This is a genomic window from Moraxella sp. CTOTU47616, from assembly GCF_032017465.1.
Classification (GTDB): Bacteria; Pseudomonadota; Gammaproteobacteria; order Pseudomonadales; family Moraxellaceae; genus Faucicola; species Faucicola tetraodonis.
Genome location: NZ_DALZPU010000001.1, coordinates 377,140 through 390,920 on the forward strand (window position 1 = coordinate 377,140; position 13,781 = coordinate 390,920).

The following is a 13,781-nucleotide window of genomic DNA, read 5'->3' on the forward strand; positions in this document are numbered from 1 at the left end:
TATTGACACTCAGACTATTTTGGTAATACCAATTATTTCATGGAGGAAATGATGCAACATTGGCAACAAATTTATGATCCCATGGGTAATATTTGGCTTTCAAGTGCCATTGCCCTCATTCCGATTATCTTCTTTTTTCTAGCCTTGGCGGTATTTCGTTTAAAAGGTAGTGTCGCAGGCACCATTACCGTTATTTTGGCGTTGCTTGTTGCTTTATTTTTATATCAAATGCCGGTGACGTTAGCGTTATCATCCGCGATTTATGGATTCTTCTACGGGCTTTGGCCCATCGCATGGATTATTATCGGTGCGGTATTTTTATACAAAGTCACGGTAAAAACAGGGCAATTTGATATTATCCGCTCCAGTATTTTATCGCTGACCGAAGACCAACGCTTACAGATGTTATTGGTCGGGTTTGCCTTTGGTACTTTTTTGGAAGGCGCAGCAGGCTTTGGTGCCCCTGTGGCTATCACAGCAGCGTTATTGGTCGGATTAGGGTTTAAGCCTTTGTATGCCGCTGGACTTTGCCTCATCGTCAATACCGCCCCTGTTGCCTTTGGTGCGATGGGAATTCCAATCATTGTGGCAGGACAAGTATCTGGGGTAGAAACCCATGCCATCAGCCAAATGGTCGGCCGTCAGTTGCCTTTTATTGTGCCGATTGTATTAGTGTGGATTATGGCGATTATGGATGGGTGGCGAGGGGTTCGTGAAACCTTCCCAGCGATTGTGGTCGGTGGTGGGTCATTTGCTATTGCGCAGTTTTTGACCTCAAACTACATTGGACCTGAGTTGCCTGATATTACCGCTGCTATTGCCTCGTTAATTAGTTTGACGTTGCTATTTAAAGTGTGGCAGCCCAAGCATGTGTTCCGTTTTGAAAATCAAGTCGATGGCAAAAATCAGATGGGTGATACCACAAGCGTATCAGCACCGTTGCCAACCACCCATTACTCGCCCGCTCAAATCATCAAAGCTTGGATGCCGTTTGCCATTTTGACAGCGATGGTGTCGTTATGGAGCATTAAGCCGTTTAAAGATTTGTTTGTCAAAGGCAAAGATGGTCATCCTGATGGGGCGTTGGTCGATATGGTGATGAGTATCAATGTGCCGTATTTGCACAATGCAGTACAAAAATTACCCCCAGTCGTCACCAAAATTACCGACTATGCGGCCATTTATAAATTTGATTGGTTCTCAGCAACAGGTACTGCCATCGTGCTCGCGGCGATTATCTCCATCGTGATGCTAAAAATGCGTCCTAAAGAAGCGTTAGCGACGTTTGGCGAGACCGTTAAAGAACTACGCACCCCGATTTATTCTATTGGTATGGTGTTGGCATTTGCGTTTATCGCCAATTATTCGGGGTTGTCTGCTACATTAGCGTTAGCATTGGCGCACACGGGCAAAGCTTTTACCTTCTTTTCACCATTTTTGGGTTGGTTAGGGGTATTTTTGACAGGCTCAGACACTTCAGCCAATGCGTTATTTGCCGCACTTCAAGCCACCACCGCTCAGCAAATTGGGGTGCCTGAGGTGTTGTTAGTGGCAGCAAACACCTCGGGTGGGGTGACCGGTAAAATGATTTCTCCGCAATCCATTGCCATTGCCTGTGCCGCTACAGGTTTGGTCGGTAAAGAGTCAGATTTGTTCAGATTTACCGTCAAACATAGTATTATTTTTACCATTATGATGGGCGCACTCATCACGCTACAAGCGTATGTCGTGCCTTGGATGATTCCACACGGATAATGATGGGTAAGTTATGAAGGTTGCAACGCAGGTTATTGAACAATTAATTTCGCTAATAGACCGTGAAGGGCTAAAAAATGGCGATAGATTACCTGCCGAGCGCCATTTGTGTGAGCGACTAGGCGTATCTCGTACCGCACTGCGTGAAGCGATACAGCAGATGAATAGTGTCGGTATTACCGAAAGTCGTATTGGGTCGGGAACGTTTGTCAAAGATGTGCAAAAAATCAAACAGAACCAACCCCTTGTAGCGCTGTCTGATAATCTGATATTACAAACCCTAACCCCGCTATTGGATGCTGATCCACTGTATCGACTTGATGTGCAAGAAGCAAGAATTGTACTAGAAGGCGGTACAGCCTGGTACGCTGCCAAAAGAGCTACAAAACAAGACATTGAAAAAATCCGCTTTTACTACGAGCAGTTAGCAAATAGTCAGGCACATGGCGATACCGAACAAGCCGCTATTGCCGATGCCAATTTTCATTTAGCGATTGCCGAAGCCTCCCAAAATGCGGTATTGTTGCAGATGATGAAAAATGTTTTTCACCTGCTAAGACATAACGTGGTATTAGCTCGGCGAAAAATTTACACCGAGCATTATGGCTTTGAAACCCTACACACGCAGCATATGGCGATGATGAATGCAATTATCGCGCGTGATAGTGAGTTAGCTCGCAAAGCCGTGGGTGAGCATATTGAGTTTGTGATAAAACAAGTTGCCAAGATTGATGAGGCAACGGCTCGCAGACAGCGAGTTTCCCGATTGGCCACTGATGCTTTTTAATACAGATGCTTTTTAATACTGATGCCTGTTAATGCAGGCGCATTTTATAAACGTATTTTAGTGTAAACAGTTTTGAGTGCCAGTGGCTATTTTTACCATTAATAACTTAAGATAGGGATATTATGATTATTTCTTCTGCCAATGATTACCGAGAAGCGGCTCGCCGCCGTTTACCCCCCTTTTTATTCCACTACATTGATGGTGGCGCGTATGCAGAATACACCCTAAAACGTAATGTTGAAGACTTATCAAGTATTGCCTTACGTCAGCGGGTACTAAAAGACATGACGCAGCTTGATTTATCCACTGAGATTTTTGGTGAACAGCTGTCTTTGCCTGTGGCACTCTCGCCGGTGGGTTTGACGGGGATGTATGCTCGCCGTGGTGAAGTCCAAGCAGCCATGGCTGCCGATAAAAAAGGCATTCCATTTACCATGTCGACGGTATCAGTCTGCCCTATCGAAGAAGTGACCCCAAAAATCAATCGCCCTATGTGGTTTCAGCTGTATGTGTTACGTGACCGTAAGTTTATGCAAAATGTGCTAGAGCGTGCCAAAGCGGCAGGCTGCTCAACGCTGGTGTTTACCGTCGATATGCCTGTACCTGGGGCGAGATATCGCGATGCGCACTCTGGTATGAGTGGACCCAATGCCGCGATGCGTCGCTATCTACAAGCATGCACCCATCCGCACTGGGCAATGAACGTGGGATTGCTAGGAAGACCCCATGATTTGGGTAATGTTTCTAAATATCTTGGTAAAGCGATTGGTTTAGAAGATTATATCGGTTGGCTCGGTAATAACTTTGATCCCTCGATTTCTTGGAAAGACTTAGAATGGATTCGTGATTTTTGGGATGGCGCTATGGTCATCAAAGGTATTCTTGACCCACAAGACGCCAAAGATGCGGTACGTTTTGGCGCTGATGGTATCGTGGTTTCCAATCATGGTGGGCGTCAGCTTGATGGGGTTATGTCAACTGCTACTGCCCTACCCAAAATTGCCGATGCTGTTAAAGGTGATATCAAAATCTTGGTCGATTCGGGTATCCGTAATGGCTTAGATGTGGTGAGAATGTTGGCATTGGGAGCAGATTTATGTATGTTAGGACGTGCATTTATCTATGCGTTAGCCGCCGATGGTGAAGCAGGGGTGACCAATTTACTCAACTTGATAGACAAAGAAATGCGCGTGGCAATGACATTGACCAGTGCAAACCGAATTCAAGATATCAATCGAGATTGTTTAGTAGATTTTAGTACTTTGACTTGATAGGCTGACAGTGAATAGTCAACCTCAGCGTCTTTTTGGGATTTTTTTATTTTGGTAAATGCTAAGATTTTATGGCTAAACTACAAGTTTTTTAAACTAAGTGCGCCACTTGCTTCTTTAAAATCTATCAACTTAATTGCCCAATAACCGCTTATAATGAGTGGTTGATTGAGCAAGTGTGAATGAATTTAATATTGATACTTTTTATTTTCGATAAAAAAACCGCTCTATGAGAGCGGTTTTTGTTGTTTATGACCTATCAAATTCTAGAAGAAGCCCATCGGTTTTTCAGAATAGCTGACCAGTAAATTTTTGGTATTTTGGTAATGCTCTAACATCATTTTGTGGTTTTCACGCCCGATGCCTGATTTCTTGTAACCACCAAATGCGGCATGGGCTGGATAAATGTGGTAACAGTTTGTCCATACTCGCCCAGCTTCAATGCCACGCCCCGCACGGTAGGCAGTATTACCACTACGTGCCCACACGCCAGCACCTAAGCCAAACATAGTATCATTGGCAATACGCATGGCATCATCAAAGTCTTTAAAGGTTGTCACAGACAATACCGGGCCAAAAATCTCTTCTTGGAAGATTTTCATTTGGTTATTGCCTTTAAAAATCGTCGGCTCAATATAATAGCCTTCACCCACCTCATGTCTTGCATTACCACCGGTTAAAAGCTCGGCACCTTCTTGTTTACCTGTAGCAATACAGCCTAAGATTTTGTCTTGTTGTTCCTGAGAGGCTTGCGCACCAATCATCGTTTCCGTATCCAATGGATGACCTGTTTTAATACGTTTTACCCGTTCCACGGCTTTCGCCAAAAAGGCATCGGCGATACTTTCATGCACTAAGGCTCTCGAAGGACAGGTACATATTTCACCTTGATTGAGCGCAAACATAGTAAAACCTTCAAGCGCTTTTTCTAGGTAATCATCTTCTTTATCCATGACATCGGCAAAGAAAATATTGGGTGATTTACCGCCTAATTCTAAAGTAACTGGAATAATATTCTCTGTCGCATACTTCATAATAAGCTGACCGACAGGGGTTGAGCCAGTAAAGGCAATTTTTGAGATGCGTGGGCTTCTAGCTAAATGACTACCCACCTCTTCCCCATACCCATTCACGATATTTAAAATACCTGCTGGTAGCAAATCTTGAATCAATTCAACAAGCACCAATAAGCTCACAGGCGTCTGCTCGGCGGGTTTTAAGACGATGCAGTTACCCGCGGCTAGTGCAGGCGCTATTTTCCAGGTAGCCATTAAAATTGGGAAGTTCCAAGGAATGATTTGTCCAACCACACCTAGAGGTTCATGAAAGTGATAAGCGACGGTGTCATCATCAATGGGTGAAACACCGCCTTCTTGCGCGCGGATTGCACCGGCAAAGTAGCGAAAATGGTCAATGGCAAGTGGTATATCCGCAGCTAAAGTTTCACGGATGGGTTTACCGTTTTCCCATGTTTCAGCTACCGCCAATAACTCAATATTTTGCTCAAGGCGATCTGCGATTTTTAATAATAGATTAGAACGCTCTGTGGGTGAAGCCGCATTCCACTTAGTTTTAGCGGTATGGGCGGCATCAAGTGCAAGTTCAATGTCTTCTGGACTTGATTTGGCGACTTTGGCGAAGGGCTTGCCGTTGACGGGTGAGATGTTATCAAAGTACTCACCTTTAACCGGCGCAACCCATTGGCCGCCAATAAAGTTGTCATACTTTTCTTTAAAATTGATTTTAGCACCGTCAGTATTAGGGTCAGCATAACGCATAATGACATTTCCTTTTGTCAGTTGGTAGATAAACTGCTTCGTGCAGTTGGGGTTTACAAATTCATATTATTACAGAAACGGTAGGTAAAAGGTAGGTGTTTAATTATCCTTTACAATAAGGGATGTACATTATACTATTGAAGATAGCTTATTTTAAAAACCAAGGATTGGTTAGTGCATTAGGATATTTTAAAATATGAATAAAAATAGACTGTTAGAGCAAAGGCATCGGATTGATAAGAGGCGTTTTAACATTACCTTTACCGATAATAATGCAGACCTTATTCAACAAAGTATTGTTCAGTCATGGCACCGCTCAGACAGTGCTAACATTCCAACTGAGCGCCAACAAGCACCCATTAACGCCACCAAAAGCGATCAATCGTATTATCTAAAAAAAGCCTTAGGCTACTGTCAAAATCAATTACAACATATCACCTTGCAATCCTCCATGGTGATGGCCGTGGCTGATATCGGTAGTACCATTATCTGGACGACTGCCAGCAAGTCTATGCAAAAAGCAGCAGAAGCGGTTAACTTCATCGAAGGCGGATGCTGGGGGGAAAGCCAAGTTGGCACAAATGCGCTTGCTTTATCACTAAAAACGCAGCAATCAACTTGTGTTTTTTCCAATGAACACTATATGCCTTCGGTTCATGAATGGGTCTGTTATGCCACGCCTATTATTGAACCGCATACCAAGCAGGTCATTGGCGTACTGGATTTATCCACCACTTGGCAGCATCACAATAATTTTGGCATATTTGCTGCTGAACGCTGTGCCAGTATTTTACAATCCGCTTTGAATGAGTGCCAAAGACACTATCTGTATATTCAAGGATTTAACGAACCCAGTGTTATATTCAATGGCAAAACCTTGCGGCTGACCCCTCGGCAAATCGAGATATTGACAGTGTTAGCACTTTGTCCCCAAGGTATGAGCTTAGATGCCTTACACCAAGCGATATACGGTGAGCGTAAAGTGTCACAAGGTACGCTAAAGACTGAAATGTCGCAGTTACGTGATACGCTTACTGGTTTATTGGGTTCTCGTCCGTACCGCCTATTAATGCCTATTGATGGTGATTTTTTACGGGTTGAACAATCATTAAATGCAGGTTATTTAGAAGCCGCCATCAAATTATATACCGGCATATTTTTTAGCAAAACTGAAAGCCCTTTTTTATGCACTTGGCGCACTTGTTTAGAAGCTCGCTTGAGCCAAGCCATTTATCATTCAGATCAGGTTGACTTATTACTCATGCACTTATCAAATTGCCCCGATGCTAGCGATGCGATAGAAAGGCTGATTGAGTTAATGCCAGATAACCTCTCGATTCACCAACATTTAGAGGTGCTATCAAATCGGTAACCATGAATTTTTGCTTAACCATCAATTTCTCCCTAATCATGCACTTTTCGTTGAAAAAGCCGTTGCAAGGCTTTTTCGATATGGCTGATACCTTCACCAACCCATTGGTTGTGTTTTATTCTTGACTTCCCGCTTTACTACCATGTCTTTTTCCTGTGCCTGCAAGCATTTCTAAAATACCATCGACCTATCAAAATAAAAGCATAGCATGCCTCTATGCACTTTTGGGTGGTAATGTTTGTGTATTTTTTATCGAAAATTTATAGTACGTAAATTCTGTGATAATTACCGTTCGTATTATTATCATTACCATTATCGCTCATAGCATTAGAAGGCTTGCGATTTCAAGCGTTTTTTCTTGGGTCAAAAGTGCTACAATGTGACAAAAAATTTTGAGACCCTTATGAATAACGCGTTATGGCTTCCTTGCACACAGATGCAAGCCCTTGAAAACAATCCCCCACTCCACCTCGTCAAAGCTCAAGGCAATCAATTATATGATCAGCACGGTAACGCCTATTACGATATGATTAGCTCATGGTGGGTCAATTTACATGGACATTGTCATCCCTTTATCAACGAAAAAATAAAACAGCAGCTCGATACGCTTGAGCATACTTTAATCGCTAGTGTCACTCACCCGCCCATTCTGACGCTTGCAGAAAAATTGGTTGCCATCACGCCCAAACCACTAACCAAAGCTTTTTTTGCTGACAGTGGCTCAGGGGCGGTGGAGGTCGCGCTTAAGATGAGCTTGCAGTACTGGCAGCAATCAGGGCAAACGCAAAAAACCAAATTTATCTCATTGGAACACGGTTATCACGGTGAAACCGTTGGCAGTCTCGCGGTGACAGATATCCCGCTGTTTAGTAAGCAATACAAAGATTTGATTGTCAGTCAAATTCGTATTCCCTCCCCCGCGCATATTTTCAGCCCTAACGACATGCCAGCGCAGCTGCATGAGCAAAAAAGCTTGGATGCACTAGAACGCATCTTGGCAGAAAAATCTCGCGATATCTGTGCGATTATCCTTGAACCTTTGGTACAAGGAGCAGCTGGCATGGCGATGTATTCTGCTAATTATTTGCTTGGCGTTGCCAAACTTGCGCACCATTATCACATCCACGTGATATATGATGAGATTGCCGTGGGTTTTGGTCGTACAGGTACTATGTTTGCGGTAGAGCAAATGCTGGCGTTGGCAGATGCGGATAAACAAGACGATTATTGCCCTGACTTTATCTGTCTGTCAAAAGGTCTAACGGCAGGCTATCTGCCAATGTCTTGCGTCATGACAACCGATAATGTTTATCAAGCGTTTTATGATGACAAAGTGGAAAAAGGCTTTTTACATTCGCATAGTTTTACTGGCAACCCATTGGCTTGTAGCGCCGCTTTGGCGTCGCTTGAACTGTTTGAACGCGATAATGTCTTGCTACACAACCAATCCCTTATCCAAGCGATGGCTGATGGCTTACAGCAATTAGCTGATGCCAATTTACCCATAAAATTTGTACGTCAAACCGGTATGATTGCAGCTTTTACTTTGGATTTTACTCAAAATTTGGGCAAAGCATTTGCCAATTCATGCCTTGATCAAGGCGTGATGATTCGCCCGATTGGCAACCATGTTTATCTTATTCCGCCTTATTGCACGACCCCAGCAGAGATTGGGCACATCTTTGGCATATTAAATCATTGTTTGCAAAAGCTTTGTGACAATATCCCCCAAATACCCCAAGGCTCTTTTCAAGCCATTGATTTGCCTTAACGCCTTTACTAACGCCTCATGAAATTTACTGACTATAAATAAATGTTTGTTATTATGATTTATCGTCAAAAGTTAGGATTTGTTACAAACGTTTAATTCTTACAGCATTCTAAAAAATTGTATTAAAATTCACAGCTTATGCCTACATTGCTAATATTTAACGTATAATCCATGAGATTATCGTCAAAAAATATTTAACTTATGTAGGCATTTTAACTAACTTAACTTAACTCAATCTTGAAACTTACTTAGATGATTTATGCGTAGATTTTTTTATAACCAACCAAATTCGCTAAAAGTTGGCAGCACTGTGCCTTTGACCGAAGAGATTTTTCATCATTGGTGTAAAGTGTTAAGAGCAAGTATGGGCGAGCAATCGTTGTTTTTTGATGGTCAAGGTGGTGAATATACCGTCACTTTAACGGATATCACTAAAAAACAAGCGCTCGTTACCATCAACGATTTTAATCCGATCAACCGAGCTTTACCATTTACTGTCAACATTGCCTTGGTTATGAGCCGTGGCGAGCGTATGGATTATGCCATTCAAAAAGCCACAGAGCTTGGGGTGTCATCGATTCAACTGCTCACAAGCCAACATGGCGAGGTACGCCTAAAAGCAGACCAAGCCGATAAAAAGCTCGCCCATTGGCAGCAGGTTGCGGTATCGGCTTGTGAACAATGTGGGCTTAATATCGTGCCAAACTTACTGGCACCAAAAGCTGTTAGCGACTGGATTGATGAGCCAGCAGGCGTGCCCACTTCTACCAACGTGACCAAATTAATTTTAGCCGTTCCTCCTGATGACAGTGGCGTAGTGCCACCTTGTAATCAAATTGAAGGTAACGACATTGAGCATAACGATATTGAACCCATCACGCCCTATACCAACCCACTACCTCATATAACAAACCAGTTTAGACAGTGTACTTTAGCCCAATTTTGGTTACTAATTGGGGCAGAAGGTGGGTTTTCAGAGCAAGAAATAACGCAAGCTATCGAGCGAGATTTTATGCCTTGGCAAATTGGCGAGCGTGTGCTACGAACTGAGACAGCCCCTGTCGTCGCATTGTCTTCATTGTTGACGCTACATCAAACTTTGACCCTTGCACAGGAATAATCATGTCATCGAATAATGATCCAGTCATGCCGATAGACCATCGTGATTGCTTTACGGGTGCTAACAAGTTTCGTCATGATGAGTTAAGTCAGTATGGGTTTATTGTCGATAGCCATTTTTTTGATCAACAAATTTCGCTTGAACATCAAAATGCGGTGTTTGCCTCGGTTTTTTCAAAAATCCATGATGGCATTTTTATGCTTGATGAACAGCTACGTTTTATCTGTGTCAATCAGCAATTTTTAAACATTACCGCCTTGCCACGCGATCAGGTGATAGGTAGCCCGTTTTATTTTTATCCGTATAAGACCTACGCCCCACACTTACAGCAAGCGATTGCCGCCATCATTACCAAACTGGATAATCGACAATCAATTTCGACCAATTTAGTGCTTTCTTATCACAATTCACCTGAAGTGGCGGTTTGGCTAGATATCTCCGTGTGTGAAGTCGATGATAATCGGGTGGTGTATGTAGGGCTAATTACCAATTTAACCAAAAAAGATGCGCAGCTTAGCCACACCTTACATCTCTACAATTATGATGAATTAACGGGCCTGCCCAATTACGATACTTTTTATGACAAATTAAAAAGCTGTATTGACTACTATCAGGCAGCCGATAATCAGCGCGAGTGTATGGGGGTATTGCTACGCATCAATATTGATAAATTGCAGTCTTTTAACATCAGCCTTGGCATTGAAAATACCAATACGCTGATTCAAGGTTTTGTCAAACGGGTAAAATCCTTAAAAATTTCGGGTGCCAGTTTAGTCACTTTTTCGCGGTTTGGGGGTGATAGTTTTGCGGCGATGATTTCGGTACAACACCTTGATGCCGCGCATCACTACGTGGCAGCGCTCAAACAGTTATTTGACTTACCTTTTAGCATTGATGACCAATCAATTTATCTAAGGTTGTCGATTGGTGCTTCGGTTTTCCCAACCCATACCCAAGATGCTCAGACATTGCTATTGCAAGCAGACACGGCGTTAAAACATGCGCGGCTTATCAGTGATGAAGATTGTGTTTGGTATGATGCCAACCAGCAAAAAGGCAATTTTAAAGACATTCATTTGCTCAGCGCCTTTAAAAATGCGTTATTAAAACAGCAAATTTTGCCCTATTTTCAGCCTAAGTTAGAGTTTGCACAGCCTGACTTGCCGATGTTTGAAGCGCTGGTGCGCTGGGAGCATCCCACCCTTGGACTTCTCTATCCCAACGATTTTTTGGATGAGGTGCTCGATAAGTCATCGCAGCCGCTATTTGAAAAAATCGTGTTAGTTTGTATCGAGCAGATTTTGACATGGCGTGAGATGGGCTATAACTGCCTCATCTGTATCAATATTGATACTCGCCAATTGATTAGTGACAAATTTATTGAGTTTATTGAAGGGACGATACAGCAGTATAGTTGGCTTGCGCAACTAATCAGTTTTGAAATCACCGAAGTCTGCAACATTCAAGATGAAGTAAAAGCGCAAGCGATGTTATCAAAACTGCGCCAGTATGGTTTTAGTATATCGATTGATGACTTTGGTACAGGCTTTGCCGCGATGCAATATTTGATTAAATATCCGATTGATGTGCTCAAAATTGACCGCTTATTTATCACAGATATTTTACAAGACCGAAAAAAACAAGTGATTGTCAAATCAGTGATTGAGATGGCGCACTCGTTATCCATGCAAGCATTGGCTGAGGGCGTCTCAAACCGTGAAGAAATCGAATATCTGCGTAGTCTTGGTTGTGATTCGATTCAAGGCTTTGGTTTTGGTAAACCCATGTCTAGTCAAGATACCACTGAGTGGCTTAAAGCCAACTATAAACCAAACTATTTGCTATAAGTTTAAATTAGACTAATTAGATTTTTTTATGACCCTATAGTCATGTTAGTACCTTGTCACCTTTGTCAAATTTTCCTATCTTAGAGATATAAAACCTTAGTATTGGGGTAGGTTTTTTTCTTTTTAAAACACTAATCAAGGATATCGTATGCAATATAAAGCACCGCTTCGTGATATGAAATTTGTCATGCATGAATTATTAAAATTTGAAGATCACTACAAAACCATTCCTAGCTATGCCCATACGGATAAAGAAACGATTGATAGTTTCATAGAAGCAGGTGCAAGCTTCTCAGAAGCAGAATTGTCACCCCTTAACCGTTCAGGCGATGAAGAAGGCTGTCGTTTTGAAAATGGTAATGTATATACGCCAAAAGGCTTTAAAGAAGCTTATAAACAATACTGTGAATTAGGCTTTCCTTCTTTATGTGCCGATGAAGAATTTGGCGGTCAAGGTATGCCATTGTCATTGGGTTCAGCGGTCAGTGAAATGGTAGGTACGGCTAACTGGTCTTTCTCAATGTACCCAGGTCTATCTGAAGGTGCTATCCGTACGCTAGAACACCACGGTACCGATGAACAAAAACAAAAATATTTATTGAAACTCGTCAGCGGTGAGTGGACAGGTACCATGTGTCTGACCGAAGCACATGCAGGTTCTGATTTAGGTATTACCCGCACCAAAGCTGAACCCAATGAAGACGGTTCATACGCTATCACCGGTCAAAAAATCTTTATCTCAGCCGGCGAACACGACATGGCAGACAACATTGTCCATATCGTACTAGCGCGTTTACCGGGTGCGCCAGCAGGTACCAAAGGTATCTCATTGTTCATCGTACCAAAATTCAATGTCAACGAAGATGGCTCTATCGGTGAGCGTAACACCGTTACCTGTGGTTCGATTGAACACAAAATGGGTATTAAAGCCTCTGCAACTGCGGTACTAAACTTTGATAAAGCCAAAGGTTACTTGATTGGGCCTGAAAACAAAGGTCTAAACTGTATGTTTACCTTTATGAATACTGCCCGTATTGGTACTGCGATTCAAGGTCTGACTGCGGCGGAATTGGCTTTCCAAGGTGGCTTAAGCTACGCTAAAGAACGTCTTGCGATGCGCGCATTAAGCGGTGCAAAAGCCCCAGAACAAGTGGCTGACCCAATCATCGTCCATCCAGCAGTGCGTAACATGGTATTAACTTGTAAAGCGTTTGCAGAAGGTGGCCGTGCCCTCGTCTACTATCTATCACAATTCTCTGATGTGGTAACTAAAGGTGAAGGCGAAACACAAGCTTACGCTGACCAAATGTTGTCTTTTTTAACCCCAATTGCTAAAGCCTTCTTAACTGAAACAGGTTATGAAGCAGCCAATCACGGTGTGCAAGTGTATGGTGGTCACGGCTTTATCCGTGAATGGGGCATGGAACAAAACGTACGTGATACGCGTATTGCTTGTATATACGAAGGTACCACTGAAATCCAGTCACTCGACTTGTTAGGTCGTAAAGTATTGGGTTCACAAGGTAAAATGCTAGCTAACTTTAGCAAAGTCATTTATCAATTCTGTGAAGAAAACAAAGACAACGATGCGATGGGTGAATTCATTCGTCCACTGGCACGTCTGAATAAAGAATGGGGCGATTTAACTGCTCGCATTGGTATGCAAGCCACTGAAAATCCTGATGCAGTGGGTGCAGCGGCTGTTGACTACATGTACTATAGTGGCTACATCACCCTAGCTTACTTATGGGCGCGTATGGCGTTAGTCGCTCAGCAAGCGCTCCAAGGCGAAACCACTGAGACCAAATTCTATCAAGCGAAAATCAAAACCGCTCAGTTTTACTTTGCAAAACTATTGCCTCGCACCTTAACTTACGTCAAACGTATTGATACAGGGCTTGAGCCATACATGAGCATGGACGTTGACGAATTCCAATTCTAATTTTTTACTAAGCTATCCAGTGTAGTAATAAAATTATGATAGAATCATTGATAGTTTAATTCTTTATTTAATCCTTAGGTAGCAAAAGCTGTCTAAGGATTTGTCTCATTTCGAATTACGAGCTAACCCATAAAAGGA

At 42.7% G+C, this 13,781-nt stretch carries 9 protein-coding genes; 8 read left to right on the forward strand and 1 reads right to left on the reverse strand.

Annotated elements, in window-relative coordinates; all coding sequences use genetic code 11:
• Nucleotides 1–81: 81 nt before the first annotated feature.
• The 3 genes from lldP to lldD all read left to right on the forward strand — a co-directional run bounded on the left by lldP (nucleotide 82) and on the right by lldD (nucleotide 3,813).
• On the forward strand, nucleotides 82–1,755 hold the full coding sequence (gene lldP, locus RTS10_RS01610) for an L-lactate permease (protein ID WP_409455427.1): 1,674 nt from the start codon (nucleotides 82–84) through the stop codon (nucleotides 1,753–1,755).
• 13 nt (nucleotides 1,756–1,768) lie between these two features.
• Nucleotides 1,769–2,542, forward strand: a complete 774-nt coding sequence (locus tag RTS10_RS01615; RefSeq protein ID WP_312538891.1) for an FCD domain-containing protein — start codon at nucleotides 1,769–1,771, stop codon at nucleotides 2,540–2,542.
• A gap of 122 nt (nucleotides 2,543–2,664) precedes the next feature.
• On the forward strand, nucleotides 2,665–3,813 hold the full coding sequence (lldD, locus tag RTS10_RS01620; RefSeq protein ID WP_138019086.1) for an FMN-dependent L-lactate dehydrogenase LldD: 1,149 nt from the start codon (nucleotides 2,665–2,667) through the stop codon (nucleotides 3,811–3,813).
• A 266-nt stretch (nucleotides 3,814–4,079) separates the two neighbouring features.
• On the opposite strand, the gene exaC is transcribed toward lldD, so the two are convergent.
• Nucleotides 4,080–5,591 (reverse strand): acetaldehyde dehydrogenase ExaC, encoded by a 1,512-nt coding sequence (gene exaC, locus RTS10_RS01625; protein WP_096488733.1) that lies wholly within the window; start codon nucleotides 5,589–5,591, stop codon nucleotides 4,080–4,082.
• Between the two features lie 196 nt (nucleotides 5,592–5,787).
• Between exaC and RTS10_RS01630 the strand changes: the two genes are divergently transcribed.
• From RTS10_RS01630 to RTS10_RS01650, 5 genes are all read left to right on the forward strand, one after another.
• Complete coding sequence (locus RTS10_RS01630) at nucleotides 5,788–6,963, forward strand: sigma-54-dependent transcriptional regulator family protein (RefSeq protein ID WP_312538892.1); 1,176 nt, start codon at nucleotides 5,788–5,790, stop codon at nucleotides 6,961–6,963.
• A 379-nt stretch (nucleotides 6,964–7,342) separates the two neighbouring features.
• On the forward strand, nucleotides 7,343–8,734 hold the full coding sequence (gene bioA, locus RTS10_RS01635; RefSeq protein ID WP_312538893.1) for an adenosylmethionine--8-amino-7-oxononanoate transaminase: 1,392 nt from the start codon (nucleotides 7,343–7,345) through the stop codon (nucleotides 8,732–8,734).
• Nucleotides 8,735–8,993: 259 nt separating this feature from the next.
• Complete coding sequence (locus RTS10_RS01640) at nucleotides 8,994–9,854, forward strand: 16S rRNA (uracil(1498)-N(3))-methyltransferase (protein WP_312538895.1); 861 nt, start codon at nucleotides 8,994–8,996, stop codon at nucleotides 9,852–9,854.
• A gap of 2 nt (nucleotides 9,855–9,856) precedes the next feature.
• Complete coding sequence (locus RTS10_RS01645; RefSeq protein WP_312538896.1) at nucleotides 9,857–11,701, forward strand: putative bifunctional diguanylate cyclase/phosphodiesterase; 1,845 nt, start codon at nucleotides 9,857–9,859, stop codon at nucleotides 11,699–11,701.
• Nucleotides 11,702–11,849: 148 nt separating this feature from the next.
• Complete coding sequence (locus RTS10_RS01650; protein ID WP_312538897.1) at nucleotides 11,850–13,643, forward strand: acyl-CoA dehydrogenase C-terminal domain-containing protein; 1,794 nt, start codon at nucleotides 11,850–11,852, stop codon at nucleotides 13,641–13,643.
• Nucleotides 13,644–13,781: the final 138 nt, after the last annotated feature.

Coding starts and splice junctions, on each gene's coding strand:
- RTS10_RS01650 (WP_312538897.1), top strand. CDS start 11,850: ATGCAATATAAAGCACCGCTTCGTGATATGAAATTTGTCATGCATGAA.
- RTS10_RS01640 (WP_312538895.1), top strand. CDS start 8,994: ATGCGTAGATTTTTTTATAACCAACCAAATTCGCTAAAAGTTGGCAGC.
- RTS10_RS01630 (WP_312538892.1), top strand. CDS start 5,788: ATGAATAAAAATAGACTGTTAGAGCAAAGGCATCGGATTGATAAGAGG.
- lldD (WP_138019086.1), top strand. CDS start 2,665: ATGATTATTTCTTCTGCCAATGATTACCGAGAAGCGGCTCGCCGCCGT.
- RTS10_RS01615 (WP_312538891.1), top strand. CDS start 1,769: ATGAAGGTTGCAACGCAGGTTATTGAACAATTAATTTCGCTAATAGAC.
- exaC (WP_096488733.1), bottom strand. CDS start 5,591: ATGCGTTATGCTGACCCTAATACTGACGGTGCTAAAATCAATTTTAAA.
- RTS10_RS01645 (WP_312538896.1), top strand. CDS start 9,857: ATGTCATCGAATAATGATCCAGTCATGCCGATAGACCATCGTGATTGC.
- lldP (WP_409455427.1), top strand. CDS start 82: ATGGGTAATATTTGGCTTTCAAGTGCCATTGCCCTCATTCCGATTATC.